Origin of the sequence: Chitinophaga sp. XS-30, from assembly GCF_008086345.1 — a bacterium.
Taxonomy (GTDB): domain Bacteria; phylum Bacteroidota; class Bacteroidia; order Chitinophagales; family Chitinophagaceae; genus Chitinophaga.
This window is the reverse complement of record NZ_CP043006.1, coordinates 3412999-3438910: the sequence shown is the minus strand read 5'-3', so window position 1 is coordinate 3438910 and position 25912 is coordinate 3412999. Positions and strand designations below refer to the sequence as shown.

19 protein-coding genes are annotated in these 25912 nt (G+C 52.9%); 3 read left to right on the top strand and 16 right to left on the bottom strand.

Annotation, left to right across the window (positions count from 1 at the left end; all coding sequences use genetic code 11):
* Window positions 1-29: 29 nt before the first annotated feature.
* The 3 genes from FW415_RS14115 (at window position 30) to FW415_RS14105 (ending at window position 2360) form a co-directional block, all read left to right on the top strand.
* Window positions 30-1187 (top strand): glycoside hydrolase family 43 protein, encoded by a 1158-nt coding sequence (locus FW415_RS14115; RefSeq protein WP_148386088.1) that lies wholly within the window; start codon window positions 30-32, stop codon window positions 1185-1187.
* A 62-nt stretch (window positions 1188-1249) separates the two neighbouring features.
* Window positions 1250-1753: a DinB family protein gene (locus FW415_RS14110; RefSeq protein ID WP_148386086.1), complete on the top strand. Its 504-nt coding sequence runs from the start codon at window positions 1250-1252 to the stop codon at window positions 1751-1753.
* 157 nt (window positions 1754-1910) lie between these two features.
* Window positions 1911-2360: an SRPBCC family protein gene (locus FW415_RS14105; protein WP_148386084.1), complete on the top strand. Its 450-nt coding sequence runs from the start codon at window positions 1911-1913 to the stop codon at window positions 2358-2360.
* Window positions 2361-2381: 21 nt separating this feature from the next.
* Here FW415_RS14105 and FW415_RS14100 read toward each other — a convergent pair whose 3' ends face one another.
* The 16 genes from FW415_RS14100 to FW415_RS14025 form a co-directional block, all read right to left on the bottom strand.
* Window positions 2382-3560, bottom strand: coding sequence for a sugar MFS transporter (locus tag FW415_RS14100; RefSeq protein ID WP_210420692.1), 1179 nt, complete (start codon window positions 3558-3560; stop codon window positions 2382-2384).
* Window positions 3561-3582: 22 nt separating this feature from the next.
* Entirely contained in the window at window positions 3583-4737 is a 1155-nt protein-coding gene (locus FW415_RS14095) for a glycoside hydrolase family 76 protein (RefSeq protein WP_148386082.1), read from the bottom strand.
* A 58-nt stretch (window positions 4738-4795) separates the two neighbouring features.
* Window positions 4796-5995, bottom strand: a complete 1200-nt coding sequence (locus FW415_RS14090; RefSeq protein WP_148386080.1) for a glycoside hydrolase family 76 protein — start codon at window positions 5993-5995, stop codon at window positions 4796-4798.
* A 25-nt stretch (window positions 5996-6020) separates the two neighbouring features.
* Window positions 6021-7166, bottom strand: coding sequence for a SusE domain-containing protein (locus FW415_RS14085; RefSeq protein ID WP_148386078.1), 1146 nt, complete (start codon window positions 7164-7166; stop codon window positions 6021-6023).
* Window positions 7167-7206: 40 nt separating this feature from the next.
* Window positions 7207-8811, bottom strand: coding sequence for a RagB/SusD family nutrient uptake outer membrane protein (locus FW415_RS14080; protein ID WP_148386076.1), 1605 nt, complete (start codon window positions 8809-8811; stop codon window positions 7207-7209).
* A 21-nt stretch (window positions 8812-8832) separates the two neighbouring features.
* The gene (locus FW415_RS14075) at window positions 8833-11934 is read right to left on the bottom strand and encodes a TonB-dependent receptor (RefSeq protein WP_148386074.1); all 3102 of its coding nucleotides are present in this window, start codon (window positions 11932-11934) and stop codon (window positions 8833-8835) included.
* Between the two features lie 44 nt (window positions 11935-11978).
* Entirely contained in the window at window positions 11979-14306 is a 2328-nt protein-coding gene (locus FW415_RS14070) for a GH92 family glycosyl hydrolase (RefSeq protein WP_148386072.1), read from the bottom strand.
* A 59-nt stretch (window positions 14307-14365) separates the two neighbouring features.
* A complete protein-coding gene (locus FW415_RS14065; protein ID WP_148386069.1) occupies window positions 14366-16135 on the bottom strand; it encodes a class I mannose-6-phosphate isomerase in 1770 nt (589 codons plus the stop codon).
* Between the two features lie 28 nt (window positions 16136-16163).
* A complete protein-coding gene (locus FW415_RS14060; protein WP_168208824.1) occupies window positions 16164-17072 on the bottom strand; it encodes an ROK family protein in 909 nt (302 codons plus the stop codon).
* Between the two features lie 76 nt (window positions 17073-17148).
* Complete coding sequence (locus tag FW415_RS14055) at window positions 17149-17880, bottom strand: GntR family transcriptional regulator (protein WP_148386065.1); 732 nt, start codon at window positions 17878-17880, stop codon at window positions 17149-17151.
* A gap of 113 nt (window positions 17881-17993) precedes the next feature.
* On the bottom strand, window positions 17994-19448 hold the full coding sequence (locus tag FW415_RS14050; RefSeq protein ID WP_148386063.1) for a sulfatase: 1455 nt from the start codon (window positions 19446-19448) through the stop codon (window positions 17994-17996).
* Window positions 19449-19501: 53 nt separating this feature from the next.
* A complete protein-coding gene (locus FW415_RS14045) occupies window positions 19502-20902 on the bottom strand; it encodes a sialate O-acetylesterase (protein ID WP_148386060.1) in 1401 nt (466 codons plus the stop codon).
* Between the two features lie 41 nt (window positions 20903-20943).
* Complete coding sequence (locus FW415_RS14040) at window positions 20944-21720, bottom strand: sialate O-acetylesterase (RefSeq protein ID WP_148386058.1); 777 nt, start codon at window positions 21718-21720, stop codon at window positions 20944-20946.
* Window positions 21721-21751: 31 nt separating this feature from the next.
* Window positions 21752-23086, bottom strand: coding sequence for an exo-alpha-sialidase (locus FW415_RS14035; RefSeq protein WP_246858743.1), 1335 nt, complete (start codon window positions 23084-23086; stop codon window positions 21752-21754).
* A gap of 35 nt (window positions 23087-23121) precedes the next feature.
* Window positions 23122-24057: a DUF5017 domain-containing protein gene (locus FW415_RS14030; RefSeq protein ID WP_148386056.1), complete on the bottom strand. Its 936-nt coding sequence runs from the start codon at window positions 24055-24057 to the stop codon at window positions 23122-23124.
* Window positions 24058-24081: 24 nt separating this feature from the next.
* Window positions 24082-25899, bottom strand: a complete 1818-nt coding sequence (locus FW415_RS14025) for a RagB/SusD family nutrient uptake outer membrane protein (protein ID WP_148386054.1) — start codon at window positions 25897-25899, stop codon at window positions 24082-24084.
* Window positions 25900-25912: the final 13 nt, after the last annotated feature.

Sequence of the window (25912 nt, the reverse complement as noted above, 5' to 3'; positions counted from 1 at the left end):
CGTGATCTCCAACAGATAAATGCCACATCATGAAACAACTGACACAGATTTCAATTGCAAGCCTTCTATTGACATTAACCCTGAATACCACGGCGCTGCTTGCACAGTCCGCCCAACCGGCAACCGGACCGACCTATCAGAACCCGCTGCCCATAGCATTCGGGGACCCGTATGTACTGCATGTAAAAGGTGACAAATATTATATGTACGGCACCGGCGGCAGTGCCAAAAACGGGTTTGCCGCTTATTCTTCTGCGGATCTGGTGCATTGGAAAGACGAAGGGCAGGTGTATCACGCATCCAACAGCAATGGCTGGAGCGATTCCACGGCCGCATGGAACGGAGCTTACTGGGCGCCTGAAGTGTACGAATACAAAGGCCGGTTTTACATCTTCTACAGCGCACAATGGAAAGAGAATCCCGGTAAAGAACTTGAGAATTTCCGTATAGGCGTAGCCGTGTCTGACCGCCCTACCGGGCCATTCACTGACCTCAACAACAAACCTGTTTTCGATCCCGGCTACCCCGTCATCGATGCCAATATCCTGTTTGATAAAAATGGCAAAATTTATCTCTATTACTCCCGTTGCTGCTATAAGCACCCGGTAGAGAGCGAAGTGGCCGATTGGGCCAGGGAAAAGGGGTGGTTTGATGTGATAGAGGAAAGCTGGGTATATGGCGTTGAGCTGAAACCTGATTTCAGTGGTGTAACAGGCGAGCCGGTATTGTTGCTGCGCCCTCCTGTAAAAATGGATGACAAGCAATCGGAATGGGAAAGCCGCTCCGTTACCTCAAAAGAGATCAACCGCCGGTGGACGGAAGGTTCCGTGGCCTTTAAAAAAGGAGATACTTACTATATGATGTACTCCGCCAACTATTTCGGCGGCAGGAATTACGCGGTAGGATATGCCACGTCCAAAAGCCCGCTCGGGCCGTTCACCAAAGCTGCCAATAATCCCGTATTGCAAAAAAACGTGGAGAACGGCGGTATAGTGACCGGAACGGGGCATAACAGCATTACTTACTCCCCGGATGGTAAAGAGATGTTTTGCGTATATCATGCCCGCACATCGGAAACAGGCGAAAAACGTGTTGTTTTTATTGACCGGATGGAGATACAGGAAGACGGGGTGCTTGTTGTGGAAGGGCCTACAACCGCACCGCAGGCAGTGCCGGGGAGCAGGTAGTTTTTACCGGGATTTTACTCATCGCCATTTCACCCATTATTTACTATTTAAACTATTTAGATATGATGCTGCAATATCTGATACAGGAATTCGAACATGAAGTAAACAGCACCCGTAAATTATTGCAGGCGGTCCCTGAAAAAGACCTCGCCTATAAACCTTCTCCAACGTCCTGGACTATGGGGGAGCTTGCACAGCACATTGCCACCATTTACTACTGGTACGTGGGCGCATTGACACAGGACGTTTACGACATGGCTGCGGATCATCTTGAACGCGGTGATACGAATGATATCAAAGCTACCCTCGCGCTTTTTGAAAGTAATGTGGAGAAAGCCCGGGCTGCGTTAAAATCGCTTACGGATGAGCAATTGCAGGACAACTGGACCATGAAAGTAGGGGAACGGACCGTTCTTGGCCCCATGCCGCGGGGAATTGTAGCGCGCGGGTTTCTTTTTAATCATATTTATCACCATCGCGGTGAAATGATCGTTTATCTGCGTGCTACCGGAAACAAGGTGCCCGGTATGTACGGCCCTACCTACGAAGAAAGCAGGGGAAGCTGACCCAGGTCGCAAAAAGCCCTTCAAGTTGTCGTATATGGCCCCTTCGGGTGTTTAATTTTCCCGCCATCTTTGCTGTATCAGAATTTAGTGGAGCAGCAACCATTCCAAAAACGGGCGGAACCGAAAAGCCAGACGAGTAGGAACAAAAATGAACGTCATGTCAAACAACAATGTTTCGTTGCACAGAGTGCTTAAAGCCTCTCCCGAAAAAGTTTACAGAGCATTTACGGAAACGCTGGCAGTCGCTTCCTGGTTACCTCCTCACGGATTTCTTTGCACTGTCCATGAAATGGATGCGAAAACAGGCGGTTCCTTCAGGATGTCGTTCCATAACTTTTCTACCGGCAACAGCCATTCGTTCGGTGGAACCTACCTGGAGCTCAAACCTAACGAGTTCCTGAAATACACGGATAAATTTGACGACCCCAATCTGCCGGGAGAGATGATCACCACGGTCTGGCTTCAGAAAACGATAGTGGGTACAGACATAAAAATCACCCAGGAAGGCATTCCCGCTGCCATACCCGCGGAAATGTGCTATCTGGGCTGGCAGGAATCGCTGGAAAAGCTGGCTAAGCTGGTTGAACCCGAGATACCGGATGCATGATCCAGGGGGCTACCAGCCCCTCTACCGCATCTCCCGGACGGCCAGCACCCAGTGATACGCGCAGCAAACCAGCAACACCGCCACAGCTCCCCATTGCGCACCCGCCGCATCAGAAGCCATGCCCATCAGCAACGGGAAAATAGCGCCACCGGAAACGCCCATGATCAGAAGGCCAGACACTTCATTGGACCTTTCCGGCATCCGCAGCAACGCAAAGGAAAACAGGATGGAAAAAATATTGGCGCAGGCAAACCCGGCCAGTGCAATGCCGGCGTAGATCAGACCGGCGTTGTCAGCGAACAGCAGCAACACCATGGCAGCTACCGCGGCAACGGCTGACGCGAGGTAAAAACGGTGTGCGGACCATTTGGCCAGCAGAATAGCGCCGAGGAACGTGCCAGCGGTTTTGAAAACAAAATATACGCTGGCTACATAACCCGCCTGCTCAAGTGCCATACCGGTGCGCTCCATCAGTATTTTGGGAGCGGACACATTCAGCCCTACGTCAATACCTACCAGCGTCAATATGCCCAGGAAATACAGGAATATGCGGCTGTCGCCCAGCAGGGCGAAGCATTCCCTGATGGTAGAAATATTCTCCTTGCGGCCGTCTTCCTGCAGCGGCGTGGCGCTTAGCCAGAGAAAAGACAACAGCGTGATGCCCGCAAATACGATAAACAGCAACTGCCAGTTCCCGAAACGCGTGACCGCATAGGCTGCAATAATGGGGCCCAGAAAGGAAGATATCGCTTTGATGAACTGTCCGGTTGTGAGGCTGCTGGTCAGCCTGTCTTTACTCACCACATTGGTCAGCAGCGGATTGAGGGCCACCTGCAACAGCGTATTGCCGATGCCCAGCAGCGCAAAGGCGGACAGCACCACCGGCAAGGTGTAGGATATCATCGGCACCAGCAGGCCGATGCCGGTGATGAGCAAACTCAGCTGCACGGTACGTTTTCTGCCGATCCTGTTCATGAGCATGCCGGTAGGCACCGAAAAGATCAGGAACCACAGGAAAACCGCCATGGGCAAAAGGTTAGACAAGGTATCGGAAAGACCGAAATCCTGTTTTACGTAGCTGGTGGCAATGCCCACCACGTCTACAAAGCCCATGATGAAGAAGCCGAACAATATAGGGGCCAGCCGTAACAAACCTGTTGTGGCCGGTGGAATTGATGAATTGCTGTTAGCTTGCGTCATAAGTTGTTGGATGTTGTATGCATTATAAATTCAGCAGGGCCATGCGGGCATACAGTTCTGCAATGCAGGCTTCGTCCAGCAGCCACTTGGGCTTTCCGGTCTCATCCCGCTGATCGCTCCAGTTATGGTTGAGCAGACCGTAGCGGTCACGGTTGTTCCAGGCATGGTCTACCCGCGCAATAATTGCTTTCAGGTACACGGGATCTTTGTCCACCGCATACAGCGCAGCGTATCCACGGAACAGCACCGTAACAAACCAGGGCAGGTCGCAAAATTCGCTGCGCATGCCTTCCTGCGGCTGACCGAAATAGTGATAGGCGGATTCAGCGGTCTGCTTCGCATCCCGGTAATATTTTTGCTCCCCGGTGAAAGCATAAAGCATCATGGCCGCTTCCAGCATAGATCCCGAATTATAGGTGTAATAGGTCGCATTGACCGCACCCGTAGCGGTTTTAATATCGTTCCGGTACAAACCGGCGGAGTCACGCAAATGCCTGTTCATCCAGTCATAGAACTTAATGCCCTGGCGCAGGTAATACGGCTCTTTGGTAGCCTGGTATATTTTGAGCGCGGCCAGTGCGGCCATACCATTGCTGCAGGCCGGCTTTTGATCTTCGTGGCCCTCCAGCCAGGTAACGCCGCCACCGAGCACATCCGTCCATCCGCTCATGATGAAAGTGAATACTTCCTTCGCCCTGGAAAGATACAGCGGGTTGCGGGTATTCTCATAGGCTTCCATATAATCGATAGCCACGAGGCCGTTGTCGTCATAATAACGGTCTACCTTTTCGAACTTTGCCGGATAAGCCTGGTAGCCCGCTGGCTGACGCGTGGTATCGCGGTATTGGTACATCGCCGCCATCGCGGTATCCACATAAGGCCGGTAGGCCGTCTTTTTGCCGGGCAGCCGCATCATGATGCCGGCGGAAGTTACCACGCCGCTGAGTGGCCAGAGGTAACTCACTTCCTTCGATTGTACATTCCCGTCCTGCATATAGGTGAGGGAATCCTTATGCTGCTGCGGGTAATACTCTGAAAAAAGCCCGTGCTCCGGTACCCGGTACAGCGTCCATACCCGGTGGAACATTTCTTCCGCCCTGCGCTGGTACTCGCGCTGCTGCGCAATGACCGGCAACACCATCATGGTCAGCACCGAACTGAATAATATTCTTTTCATAATCCCCTATTAACGTTCATCCGTTCGCGTTATGAACACTGCGAACGGATGAAACGGTTTACTCTTCGTTTTTCCAGATCGATATCCTGGCATAGATCTCTACCATGCCTATGTGCGTGAGCAAGGAATAGTATCTCCCCAGGTCGGAGCCCGACCAGTCCTCATAGAACTGGAAAGTACCGGGCAGCCTGCTGTGTTCCCACGCATAATCTACATTCGCCACAAGGGTGTTGATATAGGTGGCGTTTTCGTCCAGCTCATACAGCTCCAGGTATCCGCGCAACAGCACGGCGGTAAACCAGGGGTCGTGCGGCACGAAGAACCGCCCGATATTGGTCACCTGGCGTGTAAAGAAATTATAGGAAGCCTCCGCCCATGCTTTCGCATCCGCCAGATAAGCCTCTTCGCCGGTGATCTTGTACAGCAGGGCAGCATTCTGGATCATGGCGCCGGAATTGTAGGTCCATTTAGCATAGTTGATGCTGCCATCCTTGATCCATATGGAGTTCCAGAAGATCTTGTCCGAAGGGTCCAGCATATATTGTTTGACCCAGTCGTACCAGCGTTTGGCGGAGACTAGATAGTCCCCGTTCTGTTCCTGCTGGTACAGTTGCAGGGCCAGCGTAGCGGAAAGCGCGGTCACATTGGTGGCCTTGATATAATTCGGATCGTCAGGATTGTTCAGCACACCTTCGTTCCAGTAAAGGCCACCACCTGCTTCGGGACTTTCGGCGGAGGCACAGAACGCGTAGCAAATTTTCGCGTTGGTGAGCAATTGCGCCTCCCGCGTGAGCCGGTAGGCTTCCAGCATGTCTATACCCGTAATAGCGTTATCATCGTAGAAACGGTCCGCCAGGCCTTCGCTTACGGGAATGGACTGGTAGCCGGCAGGCTGGCGGGATGCGTCCAGGTATCCCTCCATGCCCGCGAGGGTACTGGTATAGTAACCCTGGTACACTTCGTCGGTAAAACCCAACTGTTTGAGCAGCGTGGCTGCCGTAAACATGGCGGAATACGGCCACAGGTATGCATACCTCGGGTCTCCGGGCTGGGCGGGGAAATTTTCCCTTACATAGTTGCTGCCGCTGATGCCGTAGTTCCTGTAAATATCGTCGAGCGCCTGGCGGGCTTTGAGTTTGTAGCTCAATGTTACCGATGTGGTATCGCCTTCCACCTTCACGGGCACATCTTCCCGCTCCTTGTAACACCCGGTAAAGGTAAACGCCGCTGCGGCTATGATTAAAATGATAGGTCTCATATAAATGACTTTAGTAATTCACCAATTAATGCACGGTCAGTTGATAGGAATAATCTTCCGACGCATTCAGCTGCAGGGTAAAGTCCCCTGTTTTTCCATCAGCTCCTGCCGGGTATTTGTAAGTGAAATCCCACTGTGAATTATCTACCGGCACCACGTTGTAATAAGCGGCCGGTGTATTGGCATCCGGAGGTGTGGAATTGGACTGGTTCTCGCTGCCATAGTAGAGGGTGCCGGGGGTACCGCCCGCATCCATGGTGGTGAACTGGAATTTAAAACGATCGTCTTTCCAGCTGCCGAAATCGAAGTAAACGATGGGTACGTTCTGCGCCGCCCAGGTTCCGTTACCGGCGTAGGCGAGGTTGCCGATCACGCTGTTGTATGCGGATGCGAACACGCCAGCATCGGTGATCTCTATCATTTCCGCGGCGGCATTTGCAAAGTCCAGCCGGATGCGGTATATCTTATCCCCGGTCTGCTGGTTCTCGCCGCCTTCCTGCAACCTGCTGCCCTGCATGGAGTAGGTTACGGGCGTGCCGCTGTTGCGGTCCGTGAAAGTGAAAGCGCCGTCTTTCAGGCGGGTAAATATCTCGAACACGCCATCGGTACCCGGTTTCATGGCCAGGGCATTGGCAAGGTCCGTTCCGCCTTCAGTGGCCGCACCGGTGATGAATACATTGTCAGGTATTTCCGTAAAGCCGGATGGCCTTTCGATCACGATCGTCCTGGAGGAATCCGCGCGTCTTTCGTTGAGTCCCTTCATGGCAATCACCGTCCATTTCAGGGAACCGGAGGTGGAGGGCTGAATGCCCGCCTTGCTGGCAATGGCGTTCAGCACTTTGTGGGAAAGCGCAAGGGAATTCTGCACCCCGTTACCGCCGGAGGCAACGGTATAGATGGGGCGCGTAAAATCGCCGTCCAGCGTATCAAATGCTACTTCATACATTACTAGGCTGCCGTCTTCCGCTCTGGCCGGGCTCCATTCAAAGTTCACCACGGCGCTGGTGGCGGGCTGCAGCTTGTAATATTTGCCCACTTCTGGGTAATACAATTCTTTAACGGTGGAAATGTTGCTGTTGATGGCTTTCTCCTTTTCGCAGGAGGCAAAGGCCCCTATCGCCAGCAGCGCGGCCAGCACGTTATATACCCTGAATTTGAAAGTATGTGTCATGATAATATCTTTTTATTGATGTTGGTAATGGTTGTACTGGTCACCAGCCGGTATTGTTCGGCAGCAGGTTTCGGTTCATTTCTATATCCGCCTGCGGCACCGGCCACAGATAATGTTTGCTTGCGTCGAACACACGCCTGTCTGCTACAAGATGGCTGTTGCCCACCTTCATGCCGTAGAGCGTTCCGTTCATCACGGTCTCCGCGATCTTCCAGCGGCGGATATCGAATATCCGCTGGCTTTCCAGCGCCATTTCCGTTCTGCGCTCACGGCGCACGAGGTCGGTTTTGGCAGGATTGCTTAAGCCGGCGTAGTTCGAGAAATTGAGGGCCGCCGGATCGGTGAAGCCTGCACGCTGACGGATGACCCTGATGGTCTTATCCCAGGTATCCGCATCCAGCTGGTTCATCATCGCTTTTGCTTCGGCGTACATCAGCAGCACATCCGCATAACGGATGAGGATAAGGTTGAGACCGGAATTGTTGTTGCCGTCCGCCGTGCGGTCGTAGTACTTGCGGAAATAGTAGCCTGTTTTGGAGGCGTCCGCTTTGTCCGCCGCGTTATCGCCGCTGCCGGGCGCGGTTTGTATGGTGATGGTGTCCCCGCGCTTGGTGATGAAGGAAGAACCATCGTGAATGATGGTGGCTTCGAGCCTCGGGTCCCGGTTACGGAAAGGAGTGTTCTCATCGTAGCCGGAGCCGGTTTCATTGATGCCCTTGCCATTGGTCATGATAAAATCATCTACCAGGGACTGGGAAGGCGCCATGCCGCTGATAAGCGTGCCTTCGGTGAAGGGTATGAAGAAACGCTGCATGGCATGCGTTCTGCTCACCGGTACGAATTCCAGGTTGAGGATCACCTCGCTGTTGTTCTCGTTTTCCGGCTGAAAGATGCCGGGGAAGGAAGGGAACAGGGTGTAAACGCCGTATGTGCCGTCCATGATCTGCTCCAGCACGGTAGCGGCTTCGCTCCACTTGTTGTCGTAGAGCAGCACTTTGGCCTTCAGGGCCGCGGCGGCGGCTTTGGCGATGCGGCCCTTTTCCGCATCGGGATACGCCGATTTCTGCGGCAATATAGCGGCCACTTCATCCAGCTCCGTGAGGATATAGTTCACCACTTCGGCTTTGGCCGTACGGGAGATCTGGAAGCTCTCTTCGTAAGATATCTCGTTTTCGATCAACGGCACATTGCCATACCAGGTAACGAGATGAAAATAATGGAAGGCGCGGATGAACCTTGCTTCAGCGAGGTAGCGGGCCTTCAGGCCGGCATCAAGACCAGGCACTTTATCTATATTGGCGATGAGATTATTGACGTTGCGGATGCCTCCGTAGTGAAAAGCCCACTCCCCTGCTACGCGGTTGGTACGGCCATCGTACGCGCCCGCGGCAATGCTCTGCGCGGCGCCGCCGTTCACAGCGCTGGAGCTGAATGAATTATCACTGAGACTTTCATTGAAGAAATAATAATCTGCGGAATACATGCCGGCATAGCAGTTATTGAGCACCTGCTCCGCGGCTTCCGGCTTTTGCCAGAAGGTGAGGTCGGTATCCTGGTAGGACGGGCCAAGGTCAAGCTTCTTGCAGCCTGCCGCTCCCAGCAGCAACGCCCCCAACACAATTGAACAATACTTTCTTATCCTCATAATGCGATCATTTAAACGTGGTTAAAAGTTGATATCCAGCCCTACCGCCCATACTTTCTGAACCGGGTAGATACGGCCGCTCGTGGCGCTGCTCAGCTGGTTCAGGTTGAGGGTACTGTTAAACTCCGTCAGTTCGGGGTCCATACCGTTCTTCATGCCGGTAACGGTCCACAGGTTCTGCCCGGTGAGGTACACCCTTACCTTCTGTATCTTCGCGCGGTTGGTAAGACTGGCGGGCAGCGTATAACCGAGCTGTGCATTCTTCAGCCTCGCATAAGCAGCGTTCTCCAGCCAGAAGGTGGAGTTCGCCCTATTGTTAACGGATTCCGTACCGATGGTAAGGCGGGGATAGCTTGCGTTCGGGTTGTTAGGCGTCCACCGGTCGATATGCTGCGCATACACGTTATCCCAGTTGTTGTGGAATGCCTCTACGCCTTCGCCGCGCAGGAACACGTTCCTTTTGCCGACGCCCTGTATGAAAATGCTGGCATCAAAGCCTTTCCAGGTTACGCCGTAGTTCAGCCCGAAGGTGAAACGGGGAAAAGGATTGCCCATGATGAACCTGTCATCGTTATTGATGACGCCATCCCCATTGCGGTCTACATACTTGATGTCCCCCGGTTTTACCTCGTTTGCGAAAGCAGGTTTGGGGCTGTTCTTGATATCCTCCAGGTTCTGGTAAAAGCCATCGGCCTGGTAACCGTAATAGGAACTGATCGGGAACCCTTCGCGGTTGATGTAGGTAACGTCCCCTTCCTGGATGGAGGTACGGCCTTTGAAATCAACGATCTCATTCAGGTTGTCCGCCAGGTTGGCGCCTACGGTGTGATTGAACGCACCGGTCTTTGCCCTGTAGTTCACCGCCAGTTCAAAGCCCTGGTTCTTCACCTTCCCGGCATTCTGAAAGGCAGGCGTAGCGCCGTACAAGCCGGGTGCGGGCAATTGCAGCAAAATATTATCCGTGATCTTGTGGAAGTAATCGTAACTGATGGTAAGCCGGTTATCCAGCATAGACAGGTCAAAACCGATGTTGGCGGAATTGGCGGATTCCCAGGTGATCACCGGGTTGCCAACCGCAAACGAGGCGCCTGGCTGGGCTATGTTATTGAAGCCATACATATTGCTCACGGTCGTGTACACGTTCATGTAGCCATAATTGGAAATGATCTGCTGGTTGCCCAGCTGGCCCCAGGAACCGCGCAGCTTCAGGTCGCCCACCTTCTCCTTCACCGTTTCCATGAACGGCTCATCTGTAATACGCCAGGCGGCGGAGAACGATGGGAAGAATGCGCCGCGGTTGCCTTTGGCGAAGCGGCTGGATGCATCGTAGCGGAAATTGAATTCGAAATAATAGCGGTTGTTAAAGGCATAGTTCAACCGGCCGAATGCAGAGTTGAGCGCCCATTGGTCGATCCGGGTACCGTAGGTATCGTTGAAGCCCGTGAGGGTTTCGGTACCGGCGATGGAATCTCCCGTTGTATTATCCACATTGAGCCGGCGGGTCTGCCGGTATTCGTTCTTCCAGCCTTCTGTGGCATACCCAAGCAAGGCCTTTACCTCGTGCAATTCGTTGAAGGTACGGTCGTAATTGAGCAATGCCTGGAAGTTGTCCTGTATGCTGCGGGCATGGTTCACCGTTCTGGCGCTCTGGTTGTCTGACCCCGAATAGGGCGTATAGTCGATGGACCGGCGGAACTCGTCCATGTTGTTCACGCGGACATCCGCACCGTACACCAGTTTGGCGGACAGGTGGCTGGTAAGCGCGTATTCCGCATTGGCCATGTAGTTGTAGCTATCGTTGTTGTACAACCTGCGGCCGCCCTGCTCCAGCTGTGCCAGCGGGTTATTGGAGGCTGTAGGCGCCAGGAAATAGTTGCCGGCCGTGTCTTTGACAGGATAGATGCGCGGAATCCGGATGGCCGTGGAGATCAGCCAGTCGGAATAATAAGCATGCTCCCGGATGTGTTGTTTGGCGTAGGCGAAGTTGCCGCCCAGCTTTAATTTGCCCAGCTGCGTGCTGAGATTGGCGCGCGCGTTGTAACGCTTGTAACCGTAGTCGGGTCCGCGATAGAGACTGTTCTGGTTGAGCAGCCCGCCGGAGACCAGGTAGGATACCTTACCCACCGCGCCTGTTACACCAAGGTTATGATTATGCTGCAAAGCTGCGGGGCGCATCACTTCGTCCATCCACCATTTTTCTGAACCTTTTTCCCCCTGTTGGCGGATCTGCCCGGGAGAGAACTGCGCCGTCTGTCCGGAATTGACCAGCGCCTCATTTTTAAGCTGCATGTATTCCACCCCGCTCACCGGTTTGATGAGGAAGGTAGGCTGCTGCGCGCCCGCCATACCGTTGTAGGTAACGCGCGGCACTTTGTTGAGCTTTCCTGTTTTGGTGGTGACCAGTATTACCCCGTTGGCAGCGCGGGAGCCGTAGATGGCGGACGATGCCGCATCTTTAAGCACACTGATGCTTTCAATGTCGTTAGGATTAAGCAGATCAAGCGATCCCGGCACACCATCTACCAATATCAGCGGGCTGGTATTGTTGACGGTGCTGACGCCGCGCACGTTGATATTGATAGCCGCGCCCGGCTCGGTAGCGTTCTGCTGAATGATGAGGTTAGGCGCAGCGCCCTGCAGGGCCTGTACCGCGCTGGTAACAGGTTTGCCCTCCAGGTCCTTTGCTGTCACTACGCTCACCGCACCTGTAAGGCTGGTGCGCTTCTGCGTGCCGTACCCCACCACCACTACGTCCGATAACGTGCTGCTGGCTACTTTAAGGGATATGTTCAGCTGCGCCGCGGATGTAAGCGGCACTTCCTGGCTGGCATAACCGATGGAAGAGAATACCAGCAGCTGGTTGCTGCCGGCCGGGACCTTCAGGGAAAACGTACCATCGGCGGCCGTAGCCGTGCCGGTACCGGTGCCCTTGAGCGAAATGGATACGCCCGGAACAGGTTGTTTGGTAGCATCGTCCGTAACGCGGCCTGTAATGGTCCGTGATTCCTGCGCATACGCGCCGCGGCCCGCCGCCAGCAGGAGCAGCAGCACCATCAGCGGGAGCCTGCTTCTGCGCGAGAGCCTTTCTACAATAACGTGATAATAAGCTAGCATTGGCTTCATTTTTTTGATCAGAAGTGGAATATGTTTTTATAACGCCCACCGCATCAATACGCAGCAGGTTTGTCGGACAAGCTGTACTCCAGCTTTCCTCCGCGTGTCAGTTGCTCAAACGGAATGGCGTTCTGCCTGAGCTTTTTGCCGTTGAATGTTGGCTGATGGAGATAGATATTGCCTGTGCTGTTGTTACGCGTAACGATCTCTATGGTATTACCTTTGTAATATTTCTTATTCAGTTTGATCTCCACCTTGTCGAACAGGGAGGAGGCGATCTGCATTACCGGTTTGGCCGCAGCCCCGCCCTGCACATCGAACAGCCCCATGGCGCTCATCACGTACCAGGCGCCGAGCTGCCCCTGGTCCTCATCCTGTCCGTAGCCATAGCCATGCACCCCTTCGGTGCCGTAAAACTCGTTGCAGATGGCCCTCACCCACTTCTGGGTAAGATGCGGTTTGCCCGAGTAGTTGAACATCCAGGGCATTTGCAGGCAGGGCTGATTGCCGTGATTGTAAGGTGCAGAAAGACCGGAGAAGGCATCGATAGTGGTACCGCCGCCGAAAGTTGTTTTCTGCGCGGCAGTGAAAATGCTGTCCAGCCTCTTGTTGAACTCTGCCTTGCCTATTTTGGCCACCAGGCCCTCGGGATTGTGCGGCACATAAAAAGTGTACTGCCCCGCATTCCCTTCCTGGAAGCCCCGCCAGGGCTCAGTGGGCTTGAAGTTGTCCACAAAGCGGCCATTGGCATAACGGGGACGCATATATTTTGTAGCCGGGTCAAATATCTTTTCCCAGCCTTTGGAGAGTTTCATCAGGGTATTGTAATCGCCGGTTTTGCCCAGCGCTTTTGCCCACTGGGCCACCGCATAGGCGCTGAATGAATATTCCAGCGTATGGGAACCGGAGAAGGCCCACTCGCCCGGTTTCGGGTCGATATGGTCCACATAGCCATATTTGCGGAAACGGGCCACATCATCTTTCCCCGCACCTTCCGGCCTGTTCTCGTAGCCTATCTCGTTTTTAAGCGCCGCTGCATATCCTTTGGCCACATCAAAATCGCGGATGCCGTAGTTGTATGCACCGGCTATCACAAGGCTGACGAAGTTGGTGCCCACGCCGGACACGTATTTGCTGGAAGCGATACCGTCACCCAGCCAGCCTGCATCGTTGTAAACCAGCAACTGGCTGCTCACGAAATCCGAATAGTATTCCGGGTAAGCCAGTGCCCAGAGCGGCGTAAGGTTCCAGAATGCACCCCATACGGCATCTGTATTGTAATGGTTATGCAATGGCACACCATCTTTGTTCAAAGGAATTTGCCCGTTGCCGCCGGTGTTTTTGGGATAAGCCCCGTTCACATCGCTGGCAAGGCCGCGGCCTAGCACGGCATGGTACAGGCCGGTATAAAATTTTGTACGGTCGGCTTTCGTGCCGCCGCTCACGGTAATGCGGCCGAGGTATTCGTTCCATTGGCGGCGGGACTGTTCCCTGGCCTTGTCGAAATCCATAGCCGCAGCCTCGTGCTGCATATTTAGGCGGGCGTTCTCTACAGAAGTATAGGAAAGGCCGATGCGCACCGTAACAGCTTCCTGCTCTTTGGTAGCAAAGGTGAGGTACATCCCCGCCCCTTTTCCGCGGATGTCCGCGGCGCCGGCAGTTTGCGTTTCGCCGCGGAAAGTGCCGAAAGCGGCAGGTTTTTTATCGACCACGGCGGAGAAATACATGGCCACCTCGGCACCCGGCTGGTACTTTTGCACGTAAGCGGGCAGGGTGATCACGTACCCTTCGATGCGGCCGTCCGGCGACATGTACACGTGTGCATCCTTCACTTCACCGCTCTCGCCCTGTTTATTGCCGATATCGAAAAGAATATGGGAATCGCTGCCGGCCGGAAAAGTAAAACGCTGAAAAGCCACGCGCTGCGTAGCCGTCAGTTCGGCCCTGATCCCGTAGCGTTTCAGCAGCACGGAATAATATCCCGCGGTAGCGGTTTCGTCTGCACGGTCAAATGCCGAGCGATAGCCGGAAAGGCTATCCTCCAGCTTACCCGGCACCGTCACCAGCGGGCCCCTGGAGGGCATCAGCACCACGCCGCCCACCTGGAACTCGTGAAAATTGGGGAACCCTTCAATGGAAGTATGCCTGTAATCGTAACCCACAGCCTCCCAGCCACTGGGATTGCCGTAGTGCCCGTTTGTAGAGGGGCCGGGTTTGGCCATGCCGAACGGCGAAGCGCCGGGCGCAAAATGGAACCAGCGGCAATGCGCGGTGCCGATCAGCGGATCTACATATACCACCGGATCTTTCTTTTCCTGTGCACTGAGCGGAGATACTGAAACGAACAGCAACAACCAGAGCATCCAATTTTCCTTTCTCATACGTGTCATTGTTTTGTGGTGATGACGGTCCGGAGCCTCTGTCCCGGACCGTTCCGTTTTTATTTTATAAAAGCTTTGACCACTTTAGCCGTGGTGCCGCTTTCATTGATGATCTTGTAGGACCCCGCTGCGGCGGGTACCGCGAAGGTTTCCGCGTAGTTGTACCGCTGCCGGAACCCGTTGGCGGTTTCCACCAATACAGATGTTCCTTCCACCAGCATCAGCACATGGCATTTGCCCGCGGTTTCCACCGTTATCGTACCGGTAAACTCGATCCGGTGCACGTCATAGAAATGTTCCGCATGAGTAGGCGCATGTACCAGCTGCCAGTTCCCGCCGCTGGCGATCACCTGCTGCGTGGAGATCAGCTCTTCTTTTACCCGCGCGCCCTTGCGGCTGAAATCGAGATTATTGAAAGCGTGATCGATATTGATGGGCCTTGGTTTCCCGTTAAGGTCCAGCCGCACCCAATCGTACATCTTGAACGTAAAGATGTAAGGGGTGGCGCTGATCTCCAGCACCAGGTTGTCTTTCCCTGAGCTGTGCACCGTACCGTTCGGGATCAGGAAAAAATCATGTTTGCCGGCAGCATGCGCCTGCACATATTTTTCTATATCAATGGCCTTGTTCTCTTCCACGCTTTCTTCCAGTGCGCGGCGGAAAGCGGCGGGATCAATATCGTCCTGGAAGCCGAGGTACACCTTCGCATCCTTGCCGCAATCGAGTATGTAGTAGGTTTCATCCTGGGTAATGGTTTCCCCGAATTGCTCCTGGATGTATTTTACGCGGGGGTGGCACTGTATGGAGAGGTTGCCGCCGTTGAAGGTGTCCAGGAAATCGAACCTGATCGGGAAATCGATGCCGAAACGTTGCTCATCCTGTCCGAGCACTTCTTTGGAATGCTTCATCATCAGCCAGTCGAATGCAATTTCCAGCAACCGGCCATCGCTTTCGAATACCAGCCCGTTTTCGGGAACGATCATTTCAAAGGACCAAGCGTAGTTCACCTCATCTTTATTGAGACCAGCTATCTTTTCCTTCATCCAGTCCCCTCCCCAGGCGCCGGCCTCAAACCATGGCCTCACCCGGAAAGCGTTTTGGGAAAGGTATTGCAGCCCTTTGCTGATGGCCGCATGGCTGGCCCAGGTGAACTGTTCTCTCCACTGGCCGTCCGCGATCACTTCAATAGAAGGCAGTATTTCTTGTTTGTATGCGTTGAGCAATACCCAGTCTACGAAGTAGAAACGTTTGTAGGTTTCCTGGTTATCGTCCCAATGCTCCTTGCCCAGGTTATTGGCGGCACGGGCGCGCATGCGGTATTGCAGCTCGTTCTTGGGAAGATCTACATACACTACCGGCGCATTCAATCCCGTGAGCGCCGCACCCGCACCAATGACAAGCGTGATGCCCTCCGCCGCAGGCTGTACGCACTGCAACTTTTCGTTGTCAAAAAGATCTTTTAAGGTGATCGTCGCCCTTCTGCCCCATACCGATCCCTTCTCACCGAGGAAAGGCGCTACCAGCGCTTCTATTTCTTCCACGGGTTTCATTAGCGTGGCGGTGTACACGAGGTTCACGGCCACACCCGCCGCAGTCAGCTCCCGCTCGAGGGAGCCGGCAATATACTCCCAGTCGTTACCGATATATCCGTCTATCAAAATAACATTCCGGTCGGTCATCCATTTTGCAAGGCTGGCATATCCACACTGGATGCTGCCTGCTTCCAGCCTGGCGAAAGGGTACATGTCGTAATGACCCACCGGGGGAACCGCTCTTTCTGCCGTTGTAACCGGCATCAGGGCCTGGGTTGTCTTTCTCCAATTCATCATGGTGTTCATATTCTGTCGCGCGTTGCTGTTATTTATGGGTAACGAGTACGGACCTGCATATCCATGCGGCTCCGGAAAGGGCCGAGTTTTCACCACGGCTGGAAATGTGTATGCTGGTGCTTATGTTGTTTTGCTGCAGGCAGGCCCGCAGCGCAGGCAGGAAGTATGGATGCGCCTTGCGGATGTTCCCGCCGATCACCATTCGTTCCGCATCAAAATCTGCAAGCCAGGGAGCCAGTACCTCGCCTAAAGCTTCGCCCAATTCCGCGAACAGCGCCAGCGCCACGGTATCCTGCTTTTCAGCCAGTTCACCGATGTGCTTCACTTCCCCGAGGCGCCGGCCGGTGCGTTCGTGATATTCGTTGAGCAGCCAGCGGGAAGAAATGTAATCTTCCGCGATGCCTGTTTTATAAGGCAGGTGATAGATATATCCTTCCGGCGGTACGCCTTTACCTTCATGGAGTATTTCGTTATTACGCAGGAACGTTCCTCCGAGGCCGGTGCCAAGCGTAATGGCCACCATACGGCTGCAGCCGGCGCCTTCACCCGCCCATGCTTCACCAAGGGCAAAACAGGAAGCATCATTCTCGAAATAAATGCCTTTTGAAAACGCCAGGGATGCTTGCAGCGCCGCGCGGATGTTCATGCCGTAGAGGGATTCGTATTTGGCCACGTCCCTGATCTGCGAGATGCCGCCGGGGTAATCGAACGGCCCCGGCATGGCGATGCCGATGGCCGCCACTTCCGTGTTGGCTGCGGTGAGCACGCGGCCGATGCAGGCCGTCCACCGGTCGAGTATCTCCCGGGCGCCCGCAGCTGCGTTCACCGGTTCTTTGAACTTGCAGTCATCTACCACCGCACCGCTGGCCAGGTCCACAAGGGCCGCCGTTATATGAGAACCGCCAATATCCGCGCCGATCACATAGTTATTGTTCATATGTTTGAACATATTAGAAATTAAGAAAAAAATATCCTTTTCCTGCGCGGAGCAAAAAAAGGAGCCTATAACGAGATCAGCGGTCTGATCTTATTTCAATGGAATACGTGAACTTGTCCGACCTGTAGTAGCCTATGTTATATTCCACCGGTCTGTCGCCCGGATCATAAACGAAACGTTCCCTGAAAAGCACGGGACACTTCGGGTCCACCTGCAGCTTTTTGGCCACACTACCGGCCATCAGGGCATTGATATGTTCACTGGAACGCACCACGGTGATATCGAACTTTTCAGACAGGAGCTGATATAACGGACGGTTCAGGTCGTCACTTTCCGTAAGGGTGATACGGGGATGAAAGTAGCTTTCGAAGTAAACGATCGGTTCGCCGTCTACACCTTTGAGTTTACTGAGCTTGCAAATAGACGTGTTGAGCGGAATGTTGAAGAAGCCGGCCTTTTTTTCATCGGCCTTCACTTTCTCCAGCGTGAGCAGGAGGTTGGATGTGATGATGCCGCGTTTGGACATCTCTTTGGTGAAACTCTGCCAGTCCTGCAGACTGGTGGAGAGCTGGCGTTGCGCCACTTTGGTGCCTACCCCCTTTTTCCTCGTCAGCAGTCCTTCGTACTCCAGCTTATTGGTGGCCTGCCGGATGGTGTTCCTGGAAACGCCCAGCCGGTTGGCCAGTTCCACTTCCTTCGGCAGAAAGGAGCCGTTCTGGTATTCAGGCTGGCCGATCAGGTTCCGCAGCAGTTCTTCCACTTGTATGTGGAGCGGCATTTTGCTCTTATGGTCTATCCTTAAACTCATGTATGAATGTTCAAACATAGTGATTTTCTGAACATAAAACAAGCCCCGGGAAAAAAAATCTCACGGGAGGATGGGATGGCGGAACTTTTCAGATTATGGATACTTCGTTTCTTTCAACGATTGGCTTGATAAGCAGGATTTAAACGCGGCATCTGCACCTTCGCCTCCTTTCGCCATTCAGCGAGCTTTTTATGAAGACTTGCCGTTACCTGCGGATACAGCTTTGCCAGGTTGTTTTTTTCTTTCATGTCTTTTTGGAGATCGTATAATTCGAGAGAGCCGTCCTCGAAGTATTCTATGAGCTTCCATTTACCATCCCTGATCACACTGCAGGGGCCGGAGGCATTGGGATGGCCGGTGCCTGTATAGTTGGGAAAATGCCAGAAAAGCGACCTGTTGCGGCTTATGCTCTTATCTTGCGTAAGCAAGGGCGTCTGGTTGATCCCGTCAATATATTCTTCACCGGCATACAGGTGTGCAAGGCCAAGCAGGGTGGGATAAAAATCAGTGCTGATAAATTGCGCATCAGTGCTCCGGCCGGACTTGATATGGCCGGGCCATTTAATAATCAAAGGAATTCTGATGCCGCCTTCATAAAAATTGCCTTTGTTGCCGCGGAAAGGCCAGTTGGATGTTATCCGCCCGTGTCCGCCATTGTCTGATGTGAAGACCACTATCGTATTGTCGGAGAGTCCCAGCTCATCAAGTTTTTTCATGATCCTGCCGACGCTTTCGTCTATGCTTTCTATCATCGCTGCATACTTTGGACGGGTATGCCCCTTCAGGGAATCAACGGGTTTTCGGAGGTATTTCTTTATCAGGCTGTCTTTGGCCTGGATAGGCGTATGAACGCCATAATGCTGCAGGTAAGCTAAAAACGGGCCTTCTTTATTTTGTTCAATGAACCTGAGCGTCTCATCCGTCAGCCTGTCTGTAAGGTATTCTCCTTTCTTCCCGTCGGGAAATACCTGCCATTCCACAACAGGGCTTTGGGGGTTCATCTTCCATTTGCCGGCATAGGGATAGAAATAATCCATCGTACTCCCCATGCCTCCGCCGCCCATATTCTGTTCGAAGCCCTGGAATTCGGGGAAATATTGTTTATCCCAGCATACATGCCATTTGCCTATTGCCGCTGTTTTGTACCCGTCTTTTTTCAGTACTTCTGCGAATGTTACTTCTTCCAGCGGAAGGTTCTTGGTATAATCGGCATCCATCAAAGGCGTGTTCGGCAGGCGGCTATAGCCTTCGATCGGTATTGCATGGGTAATGTGCAGGCGCCCCGGGTATTTCCCGGTGAGGATGCTTGCACGGGTGGGCGAGCATAAAGTGCTGGCGGCGTAAGCATTGGTAAACTTAATGCCCTGCTTTGCCAGCTTATCGATATTAGGCGTTTCGTAATAGGTGGATCCATAGCAGCCAATATCGCTGTAGCCCATATCATCAATTAAGATGAAAACTATATTCGGCCTTTTACCCGTTTTTTTGACCGAGCCACTGAGCAGCGGCAGCAAAAGAGCCAATAACAAGGCTGCTTTCGCGAACGATCTTACTATTTTATATAACATCTTTCAACCATTATTTTCTGCTTTACATACCTTCCGCGGCAACCAGATACCAATCACCAGTTATCCGTACGGAAAGGAGAAGCCGGTAAGCCTTCCGTATTAAAAAGTTCGCCTGCGAACCAGTCTTTAAAAGCATATCGGACTGCTACCGGATTTTTTACCTGGTCAGACCGCAAGCGAACACCGGTTGACGTTATTCTGGCACTGGCAGGATGAAAGACCTTATCCTCCCCTGCTATTTCGAACAGCGTAAGATCCTTCGCTCCTGCATACAGCCCGTTTTGCGCATGATCGAAAGTGATATCAACAATGTCGTTGTTGACTTTCATCGACTTGTAAACCGGGCCTTGATACGGAAGCTGATTCATCCCATAATCCCGTGCCAGCGCACAGTAGGCCAGGCGTTTGGCTACCGTCATCTTGTCCGGCGGATGGATCGACATTTCTTTCCCTGCATCAGCGGTTACCGCCATTGCCGAATTAGGGATCAGCTGCAAGGCCTGCAACTGTGCTTCCCTGAGAAAGGCAGATATCCTATCGCCAGCGTATTTGAATGGCGCAATTTGCACATAGTAAAACGGCCATTCTCCGCAATTCCAGCGCTTGCGCCAGTCGGCTACCATAGCCTGCATCAGCTGCGGATACTCCTGGTAGTTTTTCCGGTTGGCTTCTCCCTGGTACCACAATACTCCTTTGATACTAAACCCGGCGATGGGATTGATCATGGCATTATAGAGCACTGCAGGGCTATTCTGATTCAGTTTTGCAGTACCGCCGGCAGCCGGGATCTCAACCGAAGGAAAGGACTGCAGACCAGCGGCGCTCATCCATGCTTCAATGCGGGTTCCGCCCCAGGAAGTGTGAAGGATCCCCACAGGCACATCCAGCCTCTCCTGGATGATCCTGGCAAACAGGTAGGCAACTGCGCTCATCTCGCTCACGCTCGCTACATCCGCTTCTTCCCAACGGCGAACCTTTGCATCAAATTGAACCTGGTCAGCCACCTGACGTGTAACCTGGAACAACCGGATGTCGGGATTCTTCGCGGTCATCAACAGATCGTTTGAACCTTCTACAGGCTGGTTGCGAAAGCCTTTAACGGGCATCGACATATTGGACTGACCTGAGCAAACCCATACCTCCCCGATGAGTATGTTCTTCAATACCAGTTTTTCACCATCGTCGAAGGTGATATTGAAAGGACCGCCTGCTGCCGGAGTACTTACCGAAACCTGCCAAAGGCTGTCGCTTCCGGCCTGAGCTGTGTACGATTTTCCATTCCAACTGGTGGTGATCTTCACCTTCGCCGCCGGGCGTGCCTTCCCCCAAAGCGCGGCATTCGTCTTTTGCTGCAGCACCATGTTGTGATCGATGACAGCCGGAAGAATTACCTTGGCGCGGGCAACCGTAATCACCAGCATAAACAGCCCTGTCAATACTTTTATTCGTTTCATATGACTTGTTGATTTTTTCCGAAAATACCTTGCGTCTGCATCTATTGCTGAAGGAGAATCATTTGTGCTGCGAAGCGTTTGCCCAGTTCCGTGGCCGAAGCGGCATCGAAATGGGTGTTGTCTCCCTTGTGAATGAGTCCTTCCGAACTGGCAAGAGCGGTGTTTTTTACTTTCCCCGGCAATTGCCTTAGCTGATTATTTATCAATTGATAATTATCCCGATAACGCCCAAGTTCCCCGGCAACAAAGGGCAGATTGCTATCTCCGGCCGCCTGGCGCAGGCGGCCGATGAGCGATTCCAGCTTTTCGAGGTAGCCCGCAGATCGCTCAGGCTTGCTGTTCGCCTCTCCCTGATGCCAGATAATGCCTTTGATTACACCGCTTTTCATCGCTATGCGCAACCTCGCCATCGCGTCGTCATATGGATATGCCCTGGTCACGCGATCCATTGCTCCGGGCACCCAGGATTCAATTGCTGTGCCGCCGACAGCACACGGGATCAGGCCGATCCGTACTGAGGGATCAGCTTTCGCCATTTCCAAACCAAAGGCAAGTCCCGGTCCAACGCCTGCCCTTGCCGGCTTGTCAAAATGCAAGGGATGCGACGCTGTTACCCATTTATTCTTCTTATTCAGCATCTGTACATTGGATTGCGAAAGGTTGCGGTATTCGTCGGAGATGATCCCCCGGCCAGCCATATTGGACTGTCCCACCAGCAGATAAAGGTGCAAGTCGGGATCCGGTTGATCCGGCTTTGAAAATGAAGTAAGCAGCAGCACTATCGCAAAAAGCGAACTTCCGGCTTTTATCAGGTTCATGGATTGATATTTAGCAGTTATGTTTTGTTTATCAAGGTTCAGGCTGTCCGTTGAGCAGCCATGGCAGATTAAATTTCTGAAATTCTATGGACCAATGGCTGTTTGAGGAAGAAGGTGTTTCTTTTTGCTCTACTAAAGCGCCGATGGCAAAGTCAGCTGTTTTAGTCATGCTTGAGTACCCTCCTTTTCCTTGTGCAGCGGCCTCTTCCTGCGTAATGGTATTGTGCAGCCGCCGGCTGGCATACCAGGTCTGTCCTTCGTTATAACTTACGCGGGCCGTCATGTTATAGCGGGTGCTTGTGCTGGCTGAATTCAGGAAAATAATACGGGAACGACTGCCGGCATAGCGAATTATCGAGCCTTGGCAGCGCGGATCAGGCAATGCAGCAGCGGGGGCAAATGCAGAAAAGCCCCCTTCAATCGTTCCGGTGGAGATATGGCGTCTTTTAGCAGCCTGCCAGGGCGTTCCGCCGGGCCGATCGTTACGCATAAGCGTGCCGTTAGCCCGTTCCACAATTGTACCTTCATCCGTTCCTGCAGGAATAATCTGGTAATGCCAGGTTTGCCCATGGTCATCGCTGTAAATGTTCCGCCTCCTGGCCGGGATAATCAGACGGCCGGGACTCGGGCCTCCGGTAGTTTGTATGCCAACGCCAGGCCCCATGGCATCCCACGTCATCGTGGGAGGCAACAGTGTGCTGGTTTTATCGACAGGCTGCGCCCAGGTCGCGCCATTATTATCACTCCATGTTACATACACGCGTCTTTGCCCCCAGGTGTCAATCGGTTCCGTATCACCGCTACCGTTTTCGCTGTGATTGGCGTCGTTCCAGGACATAAAGAGCCATACCCGGCCAGTGTCCCAGTCAACAACCGCCGTGGGGTTACCCCATGTGCCAAGGGTTGCTCCTGCAATAGTTTTGAGCGCTGACCATGTTGCACCGTTGTTCGAAGATGTTTTACAGACGACGTTGATATTGCCGTAATCGTTGTCATTATCCGCTCTTCCCTCGCAAATAGCGATGAGCGTACCATTGGTTGTGCGTACGATAGAAGGGATACGATAGGCATGAAAACCTCCGGTTCCCCCATCAAACAGCTTGATACTTGTATGTACTGCTGCGCCTGCTGTTACTGCTGCCATTGCCTTCCCATCAGGCTGAAGACTTTGGCTGGCGGTATCGGGGCCTTCCGGCATGCCGGTTCCTTTCCGGCATGCGGAAACCGAGACGAGGCAAGCGATGGCAACGACAGCCGCCATCTCCACATACGCCAGGCGCCATCGCCGGAAATCTGCGTTTAACGGTTTACGCCAAAGGCGCAAGAACGGAAATCGTAAGGGGGTCGGATTGAGGTTCTTTTTCATAATATAATAAGTTAAGTGTAAATGCAGGACAACGGTTAAGGAATTGTAACGTCTATTTCGCGAACAACACGTAGCTGGCCTTCATGGCTTGCATTGGAAGCGATGAAGACCACCTTGTAAGTTCCGGGTGTGGCATAGTTAAAAGAATAGCTGCCGAGATGCGGATTAATAGCACTCTTGATGGCGAGAGGCCGGTCCGGTCCCATATCGGTTTTAGTAATCTCAAATCCTTTGCTTATCGCCCACGACTCCGTATGCACCTCTTTGTTCTTGTGGTTCCCATTGAAGCGGATGGCTCCGGAACTTTCAATGACTGCACCCCGGTTGGGATCAACAATCTCTCCCTCGTTAATGAGATTCCAATCTGCCGTGGTGAGCGTTGCAAGCGAAGTAGTGCCCAGATCAGTCTGTGATTCCAGCGAAAAAGCACGGATGCGCCATGTGGAATTGGCGCCGTTTTCCGCTTGCGGTTTACAGATGTAACGATAAGCATAGTAAAGTGGCTTCCCGTCCACAACAAATTCCCTGATATCTTTCGTTCCGGACGGCAGGGATGCGGAGGCTCCTCTCGTATTCAGGGTATAATAACTGGTGATATCGGTCCATGTTGCCGCACGGATGCTTGCAATGTCATAAGTCCCGTTAAAATCGGAGGAAACCATAACTGACAGCTGGTCCTCCTGTGTTCCATTATTAAGCGTGGTAGAAAACGATGAAAGCAATGCCTTTACATCGAGGATACGCCCTTCCCGGTAGGCATAATCGTTGCCGAGAATGCCGGGGTAAAAAGAGATGATGGCTGCATCGCCGGAAAAGCTGAATGTGACCTGATTAACCGTGTTGCCTGAAGAGTCAACGACAGCAGTAACCTTGTAGCCGGTTACATTGAAGTCGGGTTCGCTGATGCCTTCTTTATCACAGGAAGCAAAGATGGCAAGGCACAAAGCTGATACGATATATTTGAATCTCATATTGATCAGTATTAATGAGTGAATTTACCATCCCGGATTCTGAACGAGCGTGCGGTTAAGCGACATCTCCCTGGTTGGAATGGGGAACAGATAATTTTTTTCTGAAACGTTAAGGCCGGCCCTTGATTCAAATTTATAGGCTGATGCGGCAATCTGGCTGATCTCGGTACCTGCTGCACGCATCTCTTCTATGAACTTCTGCCAGCGGATGAGATCGCTTTTTCTCAGGCCTTCAAAACACAGTTCGCGGCTGCGTTCATCCTGCAGGAAAGCGCGAAAGTTGTTCTGCGAACTGTAATCTCCGGGCTGAACATCCGCATCGCCGGGAACCGTGATCCCGGCGGTTGCCGTGGCCCCCGTTCCGCCCCCGCCTGTTATCGTGACGGTTGGCGCCGAGGTGTAGAACGCCCCGCGATCCGTTATAGTGATCGCAGTTATCGTGCCGCCGGAAACCGTTGCGCGTGCTGTTGCGCCGCTGCCACCACCACCTGTTATCGTAATATCCGGCAGGTTTGCAGAAGAGTATCCGCTGCCGCCATTCGTAACGGTTATCTCGCTCAAATTTTCTCCATGGATATTTTTACCAAAGGCTCTTCGCCTAACGAGATTCACCGCATTTATGGCTTCTGTTGATGGCGTCGCAGTCAGCTCGTTATCCGCTTCAGCAAACATCAGCAGAACGTCTGCATAGCGCAGGACCGGATAGTTGATTGGCGTAAAGCTGGTACTTTTTGGTGTGAGCACTTCGTACATCCGGCGGTACTTGCCGCAGCTTCGTTGCCAGGTATTGCTCTCTGGCCAGTACACCTTCTCGGCGTTGTTGGCCCCTCCGTAAATATAGGGTGCGATATTCCAGTCACGACGCTCATCAAGCGCCTCATATCGGCTGTAAAAACGGGGAGTTGCGTTGATCCGTCCAAGGCTGTAGCCAGTATCCACGTTCGTACAACGAATACCATTCCGGGAACCCAGTCGGCCACTTTCCGTATATGCATCTGAACGATTTCCCCAGAATTCAACTTCGAACAGGCTTTCTTCAATGTCATATTTATCTGCCGCAAGATTGATGAATACCTGGTTATAGGAGTTATTCAGGGCATGTGAGGCCTCCGCATCGTCGATCACCTTTTTGGCCCAATCGCGGGCGTCCGTATATTTCGATTTGTCATTCAGCGGATAGCCGGCCATGTAAAGGCATACCCGCGCAAGGATACCCCGTACGGCGGACTTATTCGCCCGTCCGCCGAAGCCCAGCGTTTTGATGGGCTGCACAAGCTGCTCGGCTTCCTGCAGGTCGGCCAGTACCTGGTTGTAGACTTCCGAAAGGGGAGCGCGCGGCTGCTGCGTATCGTCGGGTGATGTGGTCGTATGAAGGATCAGCGGTACGCCGCCCCACATCTGCGCAAGCAAAAAGTAAAAATAACCGCGAAGGAAAAGCGCTTCTCCTTTGATCACCTTCCTTTTATCTTCATTCATCTCCGGCCGGTTGATATTCTCAAGTACCAGGTTGGCGCGACCAATACCATTATAAAGGGTTTCCCATGTATTGATTACAACCGGATCAGCGCTGGAAAAATTGTACACCTGCACGCCTGCTGTAAGGCCGGCATGGCTATATACCCCTTCATCCGTGATATCGAATTGATAGAAAATATTGTCTCCATAAAGATCTGAATTGCCCAGTACATCGTAAACACCCGTAAGTGCATACGTCAGTTCCTTTTCCGTGTTATAGTATGTTTCAGGAGCCAGAAAATCGCTCGGTTCGGTTTCAAGGAACTTGTTACAGGAGCCCTGTGTGATCAGGGCAAATGCCAGAAGAGATATATGAAACGACTTCATGTTGCTATTTTAT

Excerpts from the sequence above, each read along its gene's own strand:
- FW415_RS14115 (WP_148386088.1), top strand. The coding sequence starts at position 30 with ATGAAACAACTGACACAGATTTCAATTGCAAGCCTTCTATTGACATTA.
- FW415_RS14110 (WP_148386086.1), top strand. The coding sequence starts at position 1,250 with ATGATGCTGCAATATCTGATACAGGAATTCGAACATGAAGTAAACAGC.
- FW415_RS14105 (WP_148386084.1), top strand. The coding sequence starts at position 1,911 with ATGTCAAACAACAATGTTTCGTTGCACAGAGTGCTTAAAGCCTCTCCC.
- FW415_RS14100 (WP_210420692.1), bottom strand. The coding sequence starts at position 3,560 with ATGACGCAAGCTAACAGCAATTCATCAATTCCACCGGCCACAACAGGT.
- FW415_RS14095 (WP_148386082.1), bottom strand. The coding sequence starts at position 4,737 with ATGAAAAGAATATTATTCAGTTCGGTGCTGACCATGATGGTGTTGCCG.
- FW415_RS14090 (WP_148386080.1), bottom strand. The coding sequence starts at position 5,995 with ATGAGACCTATCATTTTAATCATAGCCGCAGCGGCGTTTACCTTTACC.
- FW415_RS14085 (WP_148386078.1), bottom strand. The coding sequence starts at position 7,166 with ATGACACATACTTTCAAATTCAGGGTATATAACGTGCTGGCCGCGCTG.
- FW415_RS14080 (WP_148386076.1), bottom strand. The coding sequence starts at position 8,811 with ATGAGGATAAGAAAGTATTGTTCAATTGTGTTGGGGGCGTTGCTGCTG.
- FW415_RS14075 (WP_148386074.1), bottom strand. The coding sequence starts at position 11,934 with ATGAAGCCAATGCTAGCTTATTATCACGTTATTGTAGAAAGGCTCTCG.
- FW415_RS14070 (WP_148386072.1), bottom strand. The coding sequence starts at position 14,306 with ATGAGAAAGGAAAATTGGATGCTCTGGTTGTTGCTGTTCGTTTCAGTA.
- FW415_RS14065 (WP_148386069.1), bottom strand. The coding sequence starts at position 16,135 with ATGATGAATTGGAGAAAGACAACCCAGGCCCTGATGCCGGTTACAACG.
- FW415_RS14060 (WP_168208824.1), bottom strand. The coding sequence starts at position 17,072 with ATGAACAATAACTATGTGATCGGCGCGGATATTGGCGGTTCTCATATA.
- FW415_RS14055 (WP_148386065.1), bottom strand. The coding sequence starts at position 17,880 with ATGAGTTTAAGGATAGACCATAAGAGCAAAATGCCGCTCCACATACAA.
- FW415_RS14050 (WP_148386063.1), bottom strand. The coding sequence starts at position 19,448 with ATGTTATATAAAATAGTAAGATCGTTCGCGAAAGCAGCCTTGTTATTG.
- FW415_RS14045 (WP_148386060.1), bottom strand. The coding sequence starts at position 20,902 with ATGAAACGAATAAAAGTATTGACAGGGCTGTTTATGCTGGTGATTACG.
- FW415_RS14040 (WP_148386058.1), bottom strand. The coding sequence starts at position 21,720 with ATGAACCTGATAAAAGCCGGAAGTTCGCTTTTTGCGATAGTGCTGCTG.
- FW415_RS14035 (WP_246858743.1), bottom strand. The coding sequence starts at position 23,086 with ATGAAAAAGAACCTCAATCCGACCCCCTTACGATTTCCGTTCTTGCGC.
- FW415_RS14030 (WP_148386056.1), bottom strand. The coding sequence starts at position 24,057 with ATGAGATTCAAATATATCGTATCAGCTTTGTGCCTTGCCATCTTTGCT.
- FW415_RS14025 (WP_148386054.1), bottom strand. The coding sequence starts at position 25,899 with ATGAAGTCGTTTCATATATCTCTTCTGGCATTTGCCCTGATCACACAG.